Below are 19103 nucleotides of genomic sequence, written 5' to 3'. Positions count from 1 at the left end.
ATCTTTCATAAGTCCGCATCAGACATATGAAAGATGCCATCCCATTCCCCAGGTGAGGTCTTTAATAAAGCTTCACAGCGGCTGATGTAGACTTCGCTCAGCTTATCTCCAGGATATGCAGGAGTCAGTTGCCTGAAAAGTTGCAGGCTCTTTTTCCAATTGCCTTTTTGATAATTTGCAAAAGCTTCTGCAAATTCCTGCTTATGCTTGTCAAGGTTGGTGGTATCTTCTGCTGTAACCAATTCGTAAATGATGGTGCTTTCTTCTTTGCCGCGCACAGCGACTTCATCAAGGATCCGAAATGGAAAATATTCTTCTATTTGACTTACTGTGGCGTGAGTCACAATGATTTGCGTATGATATTTCTTATTGGCTGCTTCAAGACGACTTGCCAGGTTGATGGTATCTCCTATCGCCGTATAGCTAAGCCTATCTTCCGACCCTACATTACCCACAACTGCTTCACCGGTATTGATACCAATTCTTATTGAAATGGCAGGATAATCGGTATTTTGATTTTTTTGATTCAATTTTTTAACGCGGGCGATCATAGCCATCGCGGTTTGACACGCATGCATGGCATGCAAGGGATCGGCTAATGGCGCATTCCAAAATGCCATAACCGCATCGCCAATATATTTATCCAATGTGCCATGTTTTGCAATTACTGCTTCGGTCATGGATTGAAAATAATCAGATAGATAAGTCATCAAACGTTCTGGTGTGGTTTTTTCAGAAATCTTGGTAAAATCCTTGATGTCAGAAAACATAATGGTAATCGTTTGTTTTTCTCCACCCACTTGCGCTATTTTCCCCCGGTAAATGAGTTGCCTTACTAAAGAACCCGGCACATACCGTTGAAAAGACAGTAAACTGCTGCGCATTCTCATTAATGTCCTATCCATGTAGGAAATTTCTTTAATGATGGTATCCAACGGCTCGCGTGGCTCTAAATTCAGGCGCGTGATTTCATTTGCTTCTTCAGCGAGTTGGATAATGGGCTGGGAAATTTTTTGGGAAATGTAGCGGACAATGATGATCCCGATCAATAAAACCACCAACGTTAAAATTAAGGCGCGCCAACTCGTGCGTTTCAAAGGAGCCAGTATGTCTTCTGCCGGCACAATGATCATGACATGCCAATGCTCTTGAATATTTTTATATTCAATGGGCTGATACGCTAAAAAATACTGCACCCCATCCTTAACATAAGATTTTATGGAAGCTTGCAAATGTTTTTTTCCCTTCGCGGGAAACATAGACTGGAATAAATCAGTTAATTGCGAGGAAAGTTTCTCGCCACGTATATCTTTAAGCACATCCGGATCTTGATAAGCAATGACGTTCATCTTATCGTCCGTGATATAAATTACTGAATTAGGGGTTATCAGCAATTGTTTAATGAAATGCTGCAAATTATCCAAAGTCATATCCAGGGCAATTACCCCCTGCAATTTCCCCTGCTTGTCATAGATGGGAGCCGCCGAAGTAATGCCTGGGATAAGTATGTCTCCTTTGCCGAATACAAAAAATTTATAAACCGTCCATATAGGACGGCCGGCTTCAATTGCAGCTTTGTACCAAGGCCTGACCCGCGGATCGTAGGGCTTGGTAAATGGAGCGCTTTTAGTCGGTACACCAATCGCATCCAGTTCATAACGGGTTTTCAGCGTAGGCGTTTTGGAATTAAAAATTTTATTTAAAGAAATTGTTCTTGGATTTTCCCGATCGACGCCAATAAAATCTCCTTTTTCCGTTCCATAATACACCATAAAAATATCAGGGTTATGATTGATCGATTCAAAAAGATACTGGGAAAATTGCCCCTCATCATTCAAATCAATGATCCCGCGGTGGATCATGTTGCGTATTTCAAGCAAATCCTGGCTTAAAGGTAAAAAATAAAAATTTAAACGTTGTTGCAGCAGCATGGAAGTCTGCTCAATATAGTGTTTGGCGCTTTTACTTAAAATATTGGTCAGTGTCCAATAATTGATATTTATAATGGTCAGACCGACAAAACTTAATAATAAAATAAATAAGGTAATGATGCTTAGCCGGATGCTGATTTTAATGTTCTTTAGGCTAAATCTGGAATCCTCTGGTTTTTTGCTCACTGTTTTCAAACATGTTAGCGCTTATACGATAATATTCGCCCCTTAAATGCGGAAGTTCAAGAAAATAGCAGGAATTTGTAGGAATAAGGGGTTGGACTGGTAAAAGAGAGCCATACCCCTTTATGCAAGCAATTTTAATGCAAGAATACTTCTAGTCGAGATTAATGAGGATGTATCGATCCTTTCGTGCCAGAGAAAAATTATGACTCCAAAAAAACGACATGGCGCGCTTAAAATAAGCTACTTTGTTCTTGGGGTCTAATTCGATCGCAGACGTATAACAAATAATGGCTTGCTGATAATTCATGGCATTGTAGGCTAAATCACCTTCTTTAATATATTCTTTAACCCATTCTGCATTTTGAATATCTTGAGATTTCATTTGGTCCCCTGCATGTCATCGCCATTGGTGCAGAGATCATATTACAGACATATTGGTTAAATGTCAATCAATTTGCTTGTGAATTGAGAAAAACAGGATAGGTGTTTGCGTGCTTTACACAAACACCTTGAATTTATGCTAAACGGGATCCTTGTCACCATCTTCATCTTCATAAGATAAAACGGTCACTTGTGTACCGATGTCGATAAATTCTTCATTTAACCATTTTGCGGCACTCGGCAAAACGCGAATGCAGCCATGGCTTGAATTGTTCGGCGGAACTTCATACGCAGCATGGATGGTGAAACCACGATAAAAATACATGCAGTAAGGCATTTTTGCCCCGCCTTCCGTGTCAACAGGATATTCGCCGGATTTGCAATCGACACCGCGCTTGTTGTAAACACGGAATGTACCGGTCACCGTACGACAAGATTTCCCAACGTCTTCACAGAAATCTTTACCTCCTGATGCACTTCCTGTTAACACTCTATTCCCGTCAACGTCATAGGCAGCCCAAGCTGAAGCTTTAGGATCAAAGATAAACTGTTTTTTGCCACTAGGCGTTATTTTTTCCGGGAAATAATTTTTACCACGATAATCCCGTGAATAATGTTTGGTATGGTGCACTACACCATTGTCATCTGTAATGTAGGTTGATTCGTCGAATTCAACGCAAGCGGTAAGGCTTAAAGACAACAAACCCCACAACATCGTTTTTTTCATGAAAGAGAATCCTCTTAAATTTAATAAACTTATTCCCCCCTGTCCCTTAAATCCCTTCTCCTGAAGAGAAGAGATTATATGGACTTTCATTGGCGATCTCTACCAATTTAAAGAAGGAAAAGAATAGAAAACATCAAGTATTTAATCTTCGATACTTGATCCGTGAAGGACGATTGGCTTTATCACCGAGGCGACGTTTCCTGTCTTCTTCATAATCGCTGTAATTTCCTTCTATAAAGACCACTTGCGATTCACCTTCAAAAGCCATGAAATGCGTACAAATGCGATCCAGGAACCAGCGATCATGCGAAATGACGATCGCACAACCCGGGAAGCTTAAAATAGCATCTTCAAGTGCACGCAAGGTTTCAACGTCCAAATCATTACTGGGTTCGTCGAGTAATAAAACGTTACCCCCGCGTTTGAGCAATTTAGCAAGGTGCACGCGGTTACGCTCCCCTCCAGATAATTGCACCATCTTCTTCTGCTGATCCGTACCTTTAAAATTGAAGCGGCCGACATAAGCGCGTGAAGGCATCTGGAAGGAACCCACTTGAATGACATCATGGCCATCCGTAATTTCTTCCCAAACCGTTTTATGATCATCCAAATGATCACGCAATTGATCCACATAAGCCAAATTGACGGTTTCGCCGATACGAAGCTCACCTGCATCAGGAGAAATTTGTCCGGTGATCATTTTCAGGAAAGTGGATTTCCCAGCACCGTTCGGTCCTATAATGCCAAGCACTCCGCCTTTGGGTAAGGCGAAATTCAAATCATCGAAAAGCAAACGATCGCCATAGCTTTTTCGTAAATGATTTCCTTCGAGCACCAAATCCCCCAAGCGTTCACCAGGTGGAATATATAATTCATTGGTTTCATTGCGTTTTTGGAATTCTTTGGAATTTAATTCTTCAAAACGGGCCAGACGCGCTTTATTCTTCGCATGCCGGCCTTTAGGAGACGTTCTTACCCACTCAAGCTCGGCTTTGATGGCGCGCTCGTGGGATGCCTGTTGTTTTTGTTCTGCTTCAAGACGAGCGTTTTTTTGCTCAAGCCAAGCCGTATAATTTCCTTTGTAAGGAATGCCTTCACCTCTATCAAGCTCGAGAATCCATTCCGCTGCATTATCCAGGAAATATCTATCATGGGTTACGGCAACCACTGTACCAGGGAATTCTTCCAAAAACCGTTCGAGCCACGCGACACTTTCGGCATCCAGATGGTTTGTCGGCTCATCCAGCAGTAACATGTCAGGGTTGGACAATAGCAAGCGGCATAAAGCCACCCGTCTTCGCTCGCCTCCTGAAAGCACGTCCACCTTGGTATCCCAATCGGGTAAACGCAAGGCATCGGCAGCGACATCCAATGTACGCTGCAATTCCCAACCACCGCCAGCTTCAATGGCTTGTTGCAGCTCGCCTTGCTCAGCGAGGAGTTTAGTCATTTCTTCATCGCTCATCGGCTCAGCAAATAACATGCTGATTTCATCAAAGCGCTGCAATTTATTTTTCATATCGGTAACAGCTTCTTCCACCACTTCCCGTACCGTTTTACTGGGATCGACTTCCGGCTCTTGCGCCAAATAGCCGATTTTGATTCCGGGTTGAGGGCGAGCTTCGCCTTGAAATTGCTGGTCCACACCTGCCATGATTCGCAGCAAAGTGGACTTTCCAGATCCATTTAATCCCAAAACGCCGATTTTAGCGCCTGGGAAAAAACTTAATGAAATATCTTTTAAAATGAACCGCTGATTTTCAACGATCTTGCTGACGCGGTTCATGGTAAAAATGTATTGCGACATATAAATCTACCTGTTCAATACTGGGTTAATTAGGACCAATCCAAAATCACTTTACCCGATTGTCCGGATGCCATAATTTGAAAAGCATTTTGATAATCGCTAACTGGAAAATGATGCGTGATAACGGGCGATATGTCCAAACCACTTTGCAGCATGGCAATCATTTTATACCAAGTTTCATACATTTCGCGCCCGTAAATACCTTTGATGACTAACCCTTTAAAAATGACTTCATTCCAGTTAACAGGGGTTTCTTGTGGAGGAATTCCAAGCAGTGCAATTCGCCCGCCATGATTCATGGTGCGCACCATATCGTTTAAAGCCATGGGATTCCCTGACATTTCCAAACCTACATCAAAGCCTTCCGTCATCCCAAGTTCAGCCATCACCTCGTTAAGATTTTGATATTTGATATTGACTGCACGGGTTACGCCCATTTCACGCGCAAGCCCCAAGCGATAATCGTTAATGTCCGTGATAACGACATGCCGGGCGCCAATATGACGCACAATTGCCGCAGCCATGATGCCGATGGGACCGGCACCGGTGATCAACACATCTTCGCCGACTACATCAAATGCCAAAGCACAATGAGTAGCATTGCCCAATGGGTCTAAAACAGCCGCTTGTTCATCCGTAATATTGTCTGGCAAGGGTAAAACATTACTGGCCGGCAACGCTAAATACTCCGCAAAACTGCCTGGACGATTCACTCCCACGCCTATTGTATTGCGGCATAAATGTCTTTTTCCGGCCCGGCAATTGCGGCAAAGTCCGCAAGTGATGTGTCCTTCTCCCGAAACGCGTTGGCCTGGAACCAACCCTTGTACTTCGCGCCCTACCGCCACAATTTCACCACAAAACTCGTGACCCACGCTCATTGGGACGGGTATGGTGGCTTTAGCCCAATCATCCCATGAGTAAATGTGGATGTCCGTACCACAAATCGCAGTTTTCTTAATCTTGATTAATACATCATTGACGCCATATTCTGGAACTGCAACCTCTTGCATCCAAATACCCGGTTCACGTTTTGCCTTGACTAATGATTTCATATTGCCTCTAATCTTAACGGTACATACTCAAATTACGCTTAATTCTTGCCCTACTTTCTCGAAAGCTGCCAATGCTTTGTCTAAATGATGCAATTCCAATGCGGCCGACATTTGCGTACGGATGCGAGCCATGCCTTTCGGCACGACCGGGAAAGAAAAACCGACTACATAAATCCCTTCGACTAACAAACGTTGTGCCATGCGTGCCGCCAAAGCCGCATCGCCCAACATGACCGGGATAATGGGATGCTCACCAGGGATTAATTTAAAGCCCAGTTTACTCAACCCGGCGCGGAAATAGTCGCTGTTGCGCTGCAGTTTTTTGAGCAAATCCTGGTTACGTTCTAAAAGATCCAGTACGGCAATGGATGTTTGCGCAATCACTGGTGCCAATGTATTGGAGAAGAGATAAGGGCGCGAGCGCTGCCGCAGCCAATCCACAATTACAGCATTCCCAGCAGTGTAGCCGCCAGAAGCTCCACCAAGTGCCTTACCCAAAGTGCCTGTAACGATATCAACTTGCTGCGATACATCAAAGTATTCTGGAGTGCCGCGGCCGGTTGCACCGATAAATCCTACTGCATGCGAATCATCTACCATGACCAGTGCACGGTATTTCTCTGCCAATTCACAAATTGCAGGAAGATTGGCAAGAATGCCATCCATCGAAAATACGCCATCAGTCGCGATTAAACGGAAACGTGCATCTTTTGCAGCCTGCAGTTGCGTTTCCAAATCTTTCATATCATTATTTGCATAGCGATAGCGCTGTGCCTTGCACAAACGCACGCCATCAATGATGCTGGCATGATTTAAGGCGTCACTGATGATGGCATCTTCAGGACCTAATAAAGTCTCAAAAAGTCCTGTGTTTGCATCAAAGCAAGATGAATATAAAATGGTATCTTCCTTGCCTAAAAACGTGCTGATCTTTTTCTCTAATTGCTTATGGGGAGTTTGCGTACCGCAAATGAAGCGAACTGACGCCATGCCATAACCATATTGGGCAAGCGCACGTTGCCCTTCTGCAATCAATTCCGCATGATTGGCAAGACCGAGATAATTATTGGCGCACAAATTAATGACTTCTTCATGATTGACTTCAACTTCGGCTTGTTGCTGGCTGCTGATTACTCGTTCTGGCTTGTATAAACCTTCCTCTTTTAGGGTATGCAACTCATTTTGTAAAAATTCAATAAAACGACCATCCACAAGAATCTCCTTTTGCGTCGCATAAAAATTACCGATGATAACAAATTTTACACAGCTGCACTATGACCGTTCGTCATTTGCTATGTATTGAAGCAAACTGCAAACAAATGTTGTTTCTCACAAGTCTATAGATAATTGCAATGAGCTATTGCTTTTTTTCACTAATGCATGCATAGATAGGACAAATTTAAGGGAATAAAAAAATATGAATAAAATTAAAACGATAGTGAGCAGCCTTCTCATACTGGGGATGCATCAGGGGCTGGCGGGAAACATGGGAAATTCCTGCACGCCGGGAATCGCCTCGGTTCCTTGCCCAGCAAACCAGTGGTCTTTTGGCATTCAAGCCCTTTATTTAAAACCAACTTATGATAATGCATTGGGGTGGGTAGAAACTTCCGAACAACCCACGGCAACGGGTACCTCTGAATTTTTTGTGCCCAATAATCCTAATTGGAGCTTGAGTTTTAAACTGGAAGGAGCTTATCAATTCAACACGGGCAATGATCTCAATCTTAATTGGTATCATCTTGGCCATAAAGACACCCAATTTGCCGTATCTTCAGTTTTTACCGGCTTCATAGGCGGCAATTTAACCGAGAATGACTATTATACCATCGAGCCTGCATGGGATGCCGTGAATTTGGAGTTAGGCCAAACCGTCAACTTTGGCACTGCTACAAAAATTCGTTTTCACGGTGGTGCGCAATATGCCGCAATGAATATACCGCTTACCTTTCAGGCCGAAGTTTTGTCCCCCACTTTCGGTCTTTATGCCGTCAGCAATGCAGGGTTTAATGCAAAATATCGAGGATTTGGTCCACGGTTTGGAGCAGAGTTAAATTATGACTTAGGCCATGGCATCGAAGTTTATGGCCAAGGCGCTGCTGCACTGCTTGCAGGCGCAAGCAAGATGAACTTCGCCAACGCAAGCACATTTATTTTTTCACCCACTAATTTTTCCTCCGTCACCTCAAGCCGCACAGCGCTCGTTCCTGAAATGGAAGCAAGACTGGGTGTGAATTATCACTACCTCGGCGCTTATGGTGATTTAATATTTAACTTCGGGTATTTATGGTTTGATTATTTATCACCATTTTTGTCTAATCCGCAAGCAAGTGCCGGGGAATCCGACTTTGGAGCGCAGGGCATACAAGCAGGTTTAAAATGGACTGGTAATTTAGCCTGACAACTCGTTGCTTTGACCCTGAATTTTTAAGGATAAAAAATGAAGAACAACCTGATTAAACCATTGCTTATCGCTACCCCCTTAATGATTCTGGCAAACACGCCAGCGCATTGTGAAACCGTGGACATTGCGTTTAAACCGCTTACGCCCGGCAAACTTTCTATGCCGGCAAACACAGTATCGGTTTTAAAATATAAAATCACTAATGCTTCAGCCACGGAAAAAGTGCTAAAACTAACCCCCTTAACCGGGATTACGCAAACGTTTGAAAAAAACAGTTGCAAACAAATCATGCTGCTTGCACCAAAACAGTCTTGTAATTTAATCTTAACCATTAATGGCGAAAAATTGCTGGCAGATATAAACAACGGGCCGGTATTATGCGAACCAGGGAAAAACACTTGTTATGAACCAAGCGACCAATCCATGCGTTTGCGCATCAACATCACTCCCCCGCTACAAAACGCCAAACTCAGCATAGATGGGACGTTAACCCTTACAAATGGTGTAGGCAAATTAACAATCCATAATGACTCCACCGACATCACAGCAACCAACATCCAATCCCAGCTACCCCAAAACATCCGTAACGAGAAACTGCTCGCTGAAACAAAAAATACATGCACAAGTGTTGCGCCAGGCAAAAGTTGCACGCTTGAATTTGCAGCAGACAAAGAACAAAAAATTTCCAATGCCATTTTGGATATTGCCGGCGATAATACAACACACCTTAAAACCAAATTGAGTGCATTGGAAATCGGCAATAAAGCATTCGGAGGAGAAATAGGGTGCTTGGAAAAGCCAAAAAAATTGAAATTGATTGTAGCCGTGTCTGACTTGCCCAATGAGCCTTGGACGCCCAGCCCAGAAAGCCCTGAAGGCGTAATTGCATCCAGTTTTTTGGATGGAGCCGCCAACACCCGAAATATTTTGGCTGCATACGGCAATGGTTCGATGTTTTCATACGCAGCCTGGGCTTGCAGCCAATTTAGTATCGACAGCAATGGCCGCAAACCTTGTAGAGCGGGAGCGCAAGTCTGTTATAACGATTGGTTCCTCCCCGCCGTAGAGCAGCTTTCTTGCATCATGCAAAATAATAGCAAACTTGAAGATGCTCATTTGCACGGTGATTATTGGAGTTCTACCGATGGCACTTCCCAAGAGGGGGCTAATATTGCCTATGTGGTCTCTACCCCTCCCTATGGACGCGATGCAGGCTGGGATGAACAAACAAAAACCATTCCGGCCAAGGTGCGTTGCGTGCGCCTGATGTCTCCTGCACAAGATTAATAATAAAGCCTAGCATCCAGGCACTCCAGGCTGCTAGGCCACATCCCATAGTTATTTAATTCCGCAGTCGTTCATCGCTTTGTTTTGCCCTGTGCTGAATTTGGCAAGGCATAAAAAAATGCCTTCTTTTCTATTCATTTTCCCAGAAATAATGCGTCTTTTTATAATTCTTGCTAAAATCGCGCCAACGTTTTAACCTAATCAATTGTCCAGTGGTGAGCTTCATGAGTAGTCAGATTGCATGCAATAATATGATCGCGCAACAATTGCGTACCGGGGATGTTCTTGATGAGAAAATACTTGATCTCTTTAAGTTACTTCCACGCGAGAACTTTGTTCCCAATGAGTTCAAGTCATTTGCCTACAGCGATATGCAAATCAAGTTGGATCATCAGCAACGAATGATGACACCTTTGGAAGAAGCCAGCTTATTGCAAACACTGGCCTTAAAAGGCAATGAAACCGTGCTTGAAGTGGGCACAGGCACCGGCTTTTTAACCGCTTTATTAAGCCGCTTGTGTAAAAAAGTAATTAGCATCGATTATTTTGCCGATTTTACGGCGAATGCAAAACGAAAACTAACTGCCCATGATTGCAGCAACGTGGAATTACTGACAGGCGATGCCTCGTCCGGCTGGCTTGATAAAGCCCCTTATGATGTAGTAGTGTTCACCGGAGCGCTTGAGGCGTTGACTGATACGCATCGCTTACAAGTTTTACCGGGCGGCAGGCTATTCGCAATCATTGGCCGCGAACCGGTTATGCAGGCCCAGCTGCATGAATTGAGCCATAACGGAACCTGGCAAGCAAAACTCCTTTTTGAGACCAATCTTCCGCCATTGATAGATAAATTAAAACGTAAAGAATTTGTTTTCTAGGATTAGCTTAGATGAAAGAAATGCTCTCGAAGCTTGTTAACAAATTCTCCACTCCAACATTGGATAGATTGTTAACCAAGTCGATCGTGCAAAACCACGCTAAAACTAAGGGTTGGTTTTTTTTGCTGCTTGCTTTTACCGGCCCGGTTAAAGCTACCGATTTAATGGATGTTTATCGGCATGCCCTGGAAAATGATCCCACCTTTAAGTCTGCCTACAGCACATTTATGGCAAACAGTGAGGTTTTGCCACAAGCTCAAGCCGCTTTGCTGCCTCAGCTTGGAGCCAACGCACAATCCAGCCGTAATGTAATTCGAGTCAGAGCCGGCGGCTTTTCCACCGAACAAACATACAACAGCAACCAATGGCAGCTTACTGCTTCCCAAGCTATTTTTAACTATCAATCCTGGGCGCTGGTGCAGCAAGCCAAAGCTTCGGTCAAAGCCGCGCATGCTACCTTTAACGATGCGGCTCAGGATTTAATTTTGCGCACAGCAAGAGCCTATTTTGAAGTATTGTTCGCCAGAGATACTTTAAATTTTGCTGAAGCCAAATTAAGAGCCAATAAAAGACAGCTTGAACAGGCGCAGCAGCGTTTTAATGTGGGGCTTGATGCCATAACTTCCGTTTATGAAGCCCAAGCTGCCTATGATCAATCCGTGGCAGAAGTGATTGCTGCCCGCAATAATCAAATCAACCAAAATGAAAATTTAAGCAAACTCACTAATCATGTCTACGAGTATCTAGTCCCGTTGCGTAACAGTGAAATCCCCCTAATTAAACCCGAACCGAATGATGCCAATGAATGGGTATCGGCTGGCTTGAAACAAAATTACAAACTTCTGGCAGCAAAGTTTAGCATGCAGGCTTCCCGCGAAAACATTAAAGCGCAAACCGCAGGAAACTGGCCTACGTTTGCGCTGCAGGGAAATACCGGTAAAACGCATAACAGTGGCGGTGCAAGCAACTTTTTCGTGCCATCCTCCCAAGCGAGCTCGAATGTGGCTATTGCCATGAATTTTCCATTTTACCAGGGAGGCTTGGTGGAATCGCAAACCAGGCAAGCACAATATAATTTCCAAGCATCCAGTGAACGCATGGAAATGGCTTACCGGGACGTGGTGACCAATAGCCAGATTGCTTTCAACACCATAAATGAGGGAATCAGTAAAGTAAAAGCAGACCGGCAAACCGTCATCTCGCAACAAAATTCATTGGAAAGTACAGAAGCACAATTTCAAGTAGGCACGCGTACCATGGTGGATGTGGTCAATGCACAACAACGTTTGTTTGAAGCCCAAGAACAATTGGCATCCGATCAATATCGCTTGATCAACGCCATCTTAAATTTAAAATATTTGGCAGGCTCTCTTAATGTCAGTGATTTGGAGGAAGTGAACTCCTGGCTGGCAACCACGCGCATCGATGCGCTAGCCCCTGCAAAGAAATCCTGTGCAACAAAATGCCGGAAGAAGCAATCTTAAGCTTCTTCCGCAGTGCGCAATCTGAATATTTTTTTCTCATCTATTTTGCTCACCAGGCATTTTTTATATAAAATGCAGCGTTTTGTTAAGCAGCCCTGACTTATTAAGTCTCAACCAGCAACTAACCGGAATGAATATGGCATCGGCACCCTCCCCTACAGAAAAAAAATTATTGCACTACACTGGCAAAGCAATTGCTGATTTTAATATGATTCAACGCGGTGATCGCGTGATGCTTTGTCTGTCCGGAGGAAAGGATTCATTTACGCTGCTAACCTTGCTGCACACTTTACGCATTCGCTCCAACAAAAAATTCGAATTGTTTGCCTTCACGCTGGATCAAGCACAGCCCGGCTGGGATGACAGCAGGCTGCGCGCCTGGCTGCAAGAACGCAGCATTCCGCATGAAATTCTAAGCCGCGATACGTACAGCATTGTTAAGGAAAAAATACCCGAGGGCAAAACTTATTGCTCGCTTTGCTCAAGGCTTAGACGTGGAATTATTTATCGTTATGCAGAAGAACATGGGTATAATAAAATTGCCCTGGGCCATCACCGCGATGATTTAGTGCGGACTTTGCTGATGTCAATTCTATACAATGGTGATATTCGCTCCATGCCGCCTAAGTTGCTTAGCGATAACAAAAAACACATTGTGATCCGCCCCATGTGTTACGTGCAAGAACGCGACATCATCACCTTTGCCGAAGAACAAAACTTTCCTATCATTCCATGTAATTTATGTGGCTCACAGGAAAACCTTGCCAGGAAACGCATCGGCCGCTTGATTGATCAATTAGCTGAAGAAAACCCCAAAGTGCCAAGCAACATACTGCATGCCCTGCAGAGCATCAAACCGAGCCAACTCATGGATCAAGCTTTATGGAATTTCAAAGATTTAGAAAAAAGTATAAACCAGGTTGAAGAACCAGCGGCTGAAGCTCTATACTCACCAGCAGACTTTGCAGCAGAAACTGAATAACGCAAAAAAAGAGCATTTTTCACTGAAAAACAACAAAAAAAGATTTAACAATTTGATTTTCTTGCGATAACATGTCGCTACAATAACCAGCAGACCCATGAAAACAATGACCGAATCTTTGCTCAAGAATTTTCGTAAACTGCGTGTTTATAAAAGACGAAATTTCAAATTCGACTTTATTGCAGCCATAGTAGTTTTCCTGGTAGCCATTCCGCTTTGTTTGGGAATTGCCCTCGCTTCAGGGGCCCCGCTCTTTTCAGGTATTTTAAGTGGTATCGTAGGGGGCATCGTCGTTGGCAGCTTGAGCGGCTCGCAAGTGAGCGTGAGCGGGCCGGCGGCTGGTATGGCTGCTGTTGTCCTGGCTACCTTGGCGCAGCTAGGCGATTTCAATACGTTCTTGCTGGCTCTGGTTCTAGCCGGTGTTTTGCAAATCATTTTAGGCAGTTTGCGTGCAGGCTTTATTGGTGATTATGTCCCTTCCAATGTGATTCAAGGCTTGCTTTGTGCCATTGGTATTTTGTTAATAATCAAGCAATTGCCTCTTGCTTTCACGCTTTCCTCCACCATCAATGAATTAAAAGCCAATTTGCTGGACATGATGGCGGAAGGATTTACGCTCAAACCATTATATGAACTATCCTTCCACATCAACAGCGGTGCAATTCTTATTTCACTGACCGGGCTCATGATTTTAGTTTATTTCGATAAAACCAAAATCAAATGGTTAAAGCAAGTTCCTGGCGCCATCGTCGTCGTTATTGCAGGCATTATTTTAAATGAACTATTTGTATTGACCGATTCTTATCTTGCCCAAAATACACCAGAACTGGTTAATCTTCCTCAACATAACGGGGTAATCGATTTATGGGAGGAAATAAAAACTCCCAACTGGTCTGCCTGGACCAATCCCAATGTTTATTTATGCGCATTGATATTGGCCGTGGTAGCCTCGCTGGAAAGCCTTCTTAATGTAAAAGCAGGCGAAAAATTAGATAGAATGCGCAGATATTGCTCAAAAGATCAAGAGTTGGTAGCGCAAGGCTTTGGTAACTTAGTCGCAGGTTTAATCGGCGGGATTCCGGTTACCTCGGTGATTGTACGCACCTCAGTCAATGTTCAGGCAGGTGCAAAAACCAAATTTTCTACTATTCTGCATGGCATTTTTATACTGCTTGCTGTGCTATTTATCCCATATGCACTGAATAGAATTCCTTTATCTTCCCTTGCTGCTATTTTGATTTATACCGGATACAAGCTCACCAAGCCATCGATTTACGTCAATATATATCGCCAAGGTTTAAACCGCTTTATCCCGTTTATAACCACCCTGGTGGCTATTGTCGCTTTAAACCTTTTGGCTGGAATTTTAATTGGGTTGCTGGTCAGCCTTTTTTACATTTTAAAATCCAACAGCCAGGCACGCCTGGACATTATTAAAGAAATTTATCCCAACGGAGTTACTAATCGTCTGGTGTTGCCGCAGCAAACAACTTTTTTAAATAAAGCCTCACTGATTGCCGAACTTGATTCTATTCCAAGAAATTCCCAATTGATCATTGATGCCCGTTACTCCGATTATATTGATAAGGAAATTGTGGAATTTTTGAAGGAATTTAAAGAAGAACAAGCTCCTCTGAAACAAATTTCTTTAAATTTGATTGGTTTTAAAGATCATTATGATATTCATAACTATGTGGATTTTATTAATGTGACAACCTATGATGTACAATCCATGCTCGCTCCGCATCAAGTTCTTAACATCCTCAAAGAGGGCAACTCGCGCTTTTTGCAAGATACACGCATTCATCGCAGCTTAAAAATAGATATTAAACACACTGCTGCCACACAATACCCAATTGCCGTAGTGCTTGGCTGCATTGATTCACGTGTTCCGGTTGAGACCATTTTTGATATGAGCTTTGGCGACTTATTTTGCGTTCGCGTTGCCGGCAATGTGGTCAACGACGATGTATTAGCCAGCATTGAATATGCTTGCAACGTGGTAGGGGCAAAACTAATTGTAGTGCTAGGCCATACTCGTTGTGGCGCTATCCAGGCAGCGTGTGATGGGGTAGAGAAAGGACATATCACCCAGTTACTGGCTAAAATAAAACCCGCCATCACAGCAGAAGCGGAAACTTCGCAAAACCGCACGGGTCAAAACAGTCATTTTGTCAATAACGTTACCAAATTAAACATTGCCAATACCATGCAACATATTTACGAAGAGAGTAAAATTCTGCAGCAAATGATTAAGGATGAAGAAATTGGCATTGTGGGCGCTATTTATGATGTAAATTCAGGTGAAGTTCGTTTTAAAGACTTTTCCAAAGCCGTTGTGCAACTGGATCCAGAACACGATGGAGCGCTCGCAGATAAAGTTCACAAATTGGTGCACGCGGCTGAAACAAGCAGCAATAAAAAATTGCTTTCAGAATCCGCTTAAGCTTAAGTAGGATTTATTCCTGCGTCTTAAAGCCATTAACCATCTCGCATTTTCATGCTTGATGAGTATAATGGTCCTCTGCAAGCCCCATTCTGCAAAGCAGGATGGGATCGCACTTTGTAATCCACAGCAAAGTGCTGGTACAAACTTCAACTTCATTTGCTTTTAACAGGAGCCGGTATGCGTGCCTCACAATGGTTATATGCAACATTAAAAGAAACCCCCAATGATGCAGAAATTACGTCCCACAAATTGATGTTGCGCGCCGGAATGATCCGCAAATTGGGTTCAGGCCTTTACACATGGCTTCCCATGGGGTTGAAAGTGTTACGTAAAGTTGAGCAAATTGTTCGTGAGGAAATGAACCGCTCCCAGGCTTTGGAAATTTTAATGCCTGCTGTGCAGCCTGCTGAACTGTGGCAGGAAACAGGGCGCTGGGAAACATTCGGCGGCCTGTTATTAACCATGCAAGACAGCAATGGGCGCGATTATTGTTTTGGCCCTACCCATGAAGAAGTAGTTACCGATTTAATGCGCAATGAATTGCAATCATACAAGCAATTGCCCATCAATTTATATCAAATCCAAACTAAATTCCGTGATGAAATCCGCCCGCGTTTTGGCGTCATGCGTGCACGGGAATTCATCATGAAAGATGCCTATTCTTTTCATTTAAGCCAGGAATGCTTACAAAGCACCTATGAAACCATGTATCAAACTTACTGCAGGATATTCGACCGCCTGGGCCTTAAATATCGTGCTGTGGAAGCAGATACAGGCGCAATTGGCGGCTCCGCTTCGCATGAATTTCAGGTACTGGCTGATTCCGGCGAAGACATCATTTTTTATTCTGATGCCAGTAATTATGCTGCAAATGTTGAGCAGGCAACGAGCCTTATTCCTGAAAAAGCATCGGCTCTACCGCAGGAAAACATGAAAAAAATAGCCACCCCTGGACAGAAAACCATTGCCGAAGTTACCCAGTATCTAAAAATTACCCCTGCACACACCGTGAAAACCTTAATCGTTGAGGGGACTGAGCATCCTTTTATTGCCTTGATATTGCGTGGAGATGATGAATTAAACGAGGTAAAAGCTGCCAAGCACCCGTGGGTAAAATCGCCGCTACGTTTGGTCAATGAAGAATTAATTGCCAAAAATTTAGGCGCACCGGTCGGTTCTTTGGGACCAGTCAACCTGGATATCCCCGTAATTGCGGATCATCATGCACTCGCAATAAACGAGTTTGTATGCGGTGCAAATGAAGCAGACATGCATTATATCCACGCAGCCTGGGGGCGCGACGCAAGCTATCAGGATACGTATGATTTGCGCAATGTAAAAGAAGGCGATGCAAGCCCGGATGGGAAAGGCATGCTGCACGCATGCCGCGGCATAGAAGTAGGCCATGTATTTCAATTGGGAGAAAAATACGCCCATGCCATGCAAGCTGCTGTCGTTAACGAGGAAGGACAACTACAAACCATGTTAATGGGTTGTTACGGTTTAGGTATAAGTCGGGTTGTTGCAGCCGCAATTGAACAACATCATGACGAGCGCGGCATCATTTGGCCCAAAGCGCTTGCACCTTTTCAATTAGTCATTATACCGATTAACAGTCACCGTTCACCGGAAGTTAAAGAAAAAGCAGAAGCCTTGTACCAGCAATTTTTAAATCATGGCGTAGATGTGTTACTAGACGATCGCAATGAGCGTCCTGGCGTTTTATTTGCTGACAATGACTTAATCGGTATTCCTCATCGTTTGGTTATCAGTGACAGAAATCTTGCACAAGATCTTATCGAGTACAAAACACGGGATAAGGATGAAATCCAGCAAATTCCTGTTACGGAAATCGCGAATTTCATCATGAATTTAGTGAAATAAAATTACAGTCTTCCCGCATGGTGTGATGCAAAAGAGCACTATCCCTGCGCTTAAGTATTGGCTCGGAATGAGATATTGCAGGGTAAACTCATCTAATTTTGAGCAAAAAATGCTTCATCTTTGCCTACTTACCGTGCTTTATGCACGGAATCCATACGATCTTCTTTTACGATCGAGGCTGGATTCCGTGCATAAAGCACGGAACGTAGACGATTTGGTATTTTAATGTGCATTTAGATGCGTTTACCCTGTGAGATATTGCCTTTGCCGCGAACCCAAACAAAAATTAGGATAGAATAAGGTAGCCACACCCTTTGCCAAGGCAATACTTATGGTTTGGGTCCAATGATTTGCAATGCCGGAGAAGCCCAATACATCACCTGCTTATCATTTAGCATTTTGTATGGAATGTAGAGAACTTTTTTTCTGTCCAAACGCCAGAATTTGCCGCAAAACCGCTCACCCTCACGAACAGAAACGGTGGTGAGGGGTTGTCCATGCTGATCCATGAAGCGGTTGCAATAACTATTATTTTCTTGAGCGGGAATCCTCAACGGCGAGGCAGGCAGTGCAACCTCACCCTCTTTTTGCAAAGAAAACAATGAACGCGCCAGAAAAGCGTGCAAATCATAACCGAATTGAAAAAGCAAAGAAGAAAAAAGAAGAACGACAATCGTCGCTTTTAACTTGGGAATTCTGGAGCGTTTGCTTATAAAAATTCGATATAAAACAATCCAAAAAAGTAGCAACATACCAAGAATTATCATTTTCTCAATCATCGCTTCTTCCCCTGATTGGTTGATTGAGTGTTATCTTAATCCTAGTTGCCTTATCATTTTACCGCAAATCACTTTTTTCAGTTTATAATGGCAGCAATACCAGCAAGGATGGGAATAAAATGAATGATTTTTTGCAAGGAATAGTTTATTTATTATCAGGTGTCAGGCATCTGCTTAGCAAAGGATTGAAACGCTATATCTTGCTGCCGGTATTTTTTAATTTTTTGCTGTTTGCCGGTCTTTTTTATCTTATTTATCACTACCTTTTTCCCTACTCCTATTATTACATAGAGCAATTGCCGGCATGGCTTAGTTTTTTAAGTACCGTGTTTTTAATTGTTTTTATAATCAGCTTTTTTCTGCTTTTCCTCTCCATGTTTACGGTGATGTTTAACTTGCTTGCTGCACCGTTTAATGGTTTATTAGCCGAAAAAGCACAAAAGATATTATATCAAAGCGCGATCCCCTCCATATCTTTGGCTGAAATCACAATTCGCACCATCAAACGCCAGGGGCAATTTGTAGCTTATTTTTTGCCGCGCTTTATTATTGTCTGTCTTTTATTTTTTGTGCCATTGATTCAACCCATCTATCCTTTCATCTGGTTTTTATTTAACGCCTGGATGCTGAGTTTCCAGTATCAGGATTTTGTTATGGATAATAATTTAGTTACTTTTAATGCCATGCGCGAAAAAATAAATGATAATCGGTTGATGACTCTTGGATTCGGTGCTTTTATAAACTTCCTGAGTTTTATCCCCTTCCTAAACTTGATTACCATGCCCGCGGCGGTCATTGGCGGCGTGATCCTATATTGCGAAGAAAATAAACGTTTTTTAAAACCCTTGCCAGTAAACTAACTTGAAGTT

General features: G+C 43.2%; 15 protein-coding genes. 8 read left to right on the top strand and 7 right to left on the bottom strand.

What is annotated here, in order from left to right; all coding sequences use genetic code 11:
* Window positions 1–5: 5 nt before the first annotated feature.
* The 6 genes from ELY11_RS05610 to ELY11_RS05585 form a co-directional block, all read right to left on the bottom strand.
* Entirely contained in the window at window positions 6–2117 is a 2112-nt protein-coding gene (locus ELY11_RS05610; protein WP_233579689.1) for an adenylate/guanylate cyclase domain-containing protein, read from the bottom strand.
* 151 nt (window positions 2118–2268) lie between these two features.
* The gene (locus ELY11_RS05605; RefSeq protein WP_126953598.1) at window positions 2269–2499 is read right to left on the bottom strand and encodes a tetratricopeptide repeat protein; all 231 of its coding nucleotides are present in this window, start codon (window positions 2497–2499) and stop codon (window positions 2269–2271) included.
* A gap of 138 nt (window positions 2500–2637) precedes the next feature.
* The gene (locus tag ELY11_RS05600) at window positions 2638–3225 is read right to left on the bottom strand and encodes a L,D-transpeptidase (RefSeq protein WP_126953597.1); all 588 of its coding nucleotides are present in this window, start codon (window positions 3223–3225) and stop codon (window positions 2638–2640) included.
* Between the two features lie 133 nt (window positions 3226–3358).
* Window positions 3359–5032 (bottom strand): energy-dependent translational throttle protein EttA, encoded by a 1674-nt coding sequence (ettA, locus tag ELY11_RS05595; RefSeq protein ID WP_126953596.1) that lies wholly within the window; start codon window positions 5030–5032, stop codon window positions 3359–3361.
* Between the two features lie 29 nt (window positions 5033–5061).
* Window positions 5062–6087, bottom strand: a complete 1026-nt coding sequence (gene tdh, locus ELY11_RS05590; RefSeq protein WP_126953595.1) for an L-threonine 3-dehydrogenase — start codon at window positions 6085–6087, stop codon at window positions 5062–5064.
* A gap of 27 nt (window positions 6088–6114) precedes the next feature.
* Window positions 6115–7299, bottom strand: a complete 1185-nt coding sequence (locus tag ELY11_RS05585; RefSeq protein WP_126953594.1) for a glycine C-acetyltransferase — start codon at window positions 7297–7299, stop codon at window positions 6115–6117.
* 205 nt (window positions 7300–7504) lie between these two features.
* On the opposite strand from ELY11_RS05585, the gene ELY11_RS05580 reads away from it, so the two are divergent.
* The 7 genes from ELY11_RS05580 (at window position 7505) to ELY11_RS05550 (ending at window position 17455) form a co-directional block, all read left to right on the top strand.
* Entirely contained in the window at window positions 7505–8488 is a 984-nt protein-coding gene (locus tag ELY11_RS05580) for an Lpg1974 family pore-forming outer membrane protein (RefSeq protein WP_126953593.1), read from the top strand.
* A 39-nt stretch (window positions 8489–8527) separates the two neighbouring features.
* Window positions 8528–9778 carry a hypothetical protein gene (locus ELY11_RS05575; RefSeq protein ID WP_126953592.1) on the top strand — a complete coding sequence of 417 codons (1251 nt, stop codon included), beginning with the start codon at window positions 8528–8530 and terminating at the stop codon, window positions 9776–9778.
* Between the two features lie 224 nt (window positions 9779–10002).
* The gene (locus tag ELY11_RS05570) at window positions 10003–10656 is read left to right on the top strand and encodes a protein-L-isoaspartate O-methyltransferase family protein (RefSeq protein WP_126953591.1); all 654 of its coding nucleotides are present in this window, start codon (window positions 10003–10005) and stop codon (window positions 10654–10656) included.
* Between the two features lie 11 nt (window positions 10657–10667).
* Window positions 10668–12140 carry a TolC family outer membrane protein gene (locus ELY11_RS05565; RefSeq protein ID WP_233579682.1) on the top strand — a complete coding sequence of 491 codons (1473 nt, stop codon included), beginning with the start codon at window positions 10668–10670 and terminating at the stop codon, window positions 12138–12140.
* Window positions 12141–12276: 136 nt separating this feature from the next.
* Entirely contained in the window at window positions 12277–13122 is an 846-nt protein-coding gene (gene ttcA, locus ELY11_RS05560) for a tRNA 2-thiocytidine(32) synthetase TtcA (RefSeq protein ID WP_126953670.1), read from the top strand.
* Between the two features lie 106 nt (window positions 13123–13228).
* A complete protein-coding gene (locus ELY11_RS05555; protein WP_126953669.1) occupies window positions 13229–15568 on the top strand; it encodes a bifunctional SulP family inorganic anion transporter/carbonic anhydrase in 2340 nt (779 codons plus the stop codon).
* 180 nt (window positions 15569–15748) lie between these two features.
* A complete protein-coding gene (locus ELY11_RS05550) occupies window positions 15749–17455 on the top strand; it encodes a proline--tRNA ligase (RefSeq protein ID WP_126953590.1) in 1707 nt (568 codons plus the stop codon).
* A 329-nt stretch (window positions 17456–17784) separates the two neighbouring features.
* On the opposite strand, the gene ELY11_RS05545 is transcribed toward ELY11_RS05550, so the two are convergent.
* Window positions 17785–18234, bottom strand: coding sequence for a hypothetical protein (locus ELY11_RS05545; protein WP_127032669.1), 450 nt, complete (start codon window positions 18232–18234; stop codon window positions 17785–17787).
* 119 nt (window positions 18235–18353) lie between these two features.
* Here ELY11_RS05545 and cysZ point away from each other — a divergent pair, with 119 nt between their 5' ends.
* A complete protein-coding gene (gene cysZ / locus ELY11_RS05540) occupies window positions 18354–19094 on the top strand; it encodes a sulfate transporter CysZ (protein ID WP_127032668.1) in 741 nt (246 codons plus the stop codon).
* Window positions 19095–19103: the final 9 nt, after the last annotated feature.

Origin of the sequence: Legionella septentrionalis (assembly GCF_003989745.1) — a bacterium.
In the GTDB taxonomy this organism is placed as follows: Bacteria; Pseudomonadota; Gammaproteobacteria; order Legionellales; family Legionellaceae; genus Legionella_A; species Legionella_A septentrionalis.
Note: the sequence above shows the minus strand (reverse complement) of the source record. Positions and strands in the feature narration are given on the sequence as shown.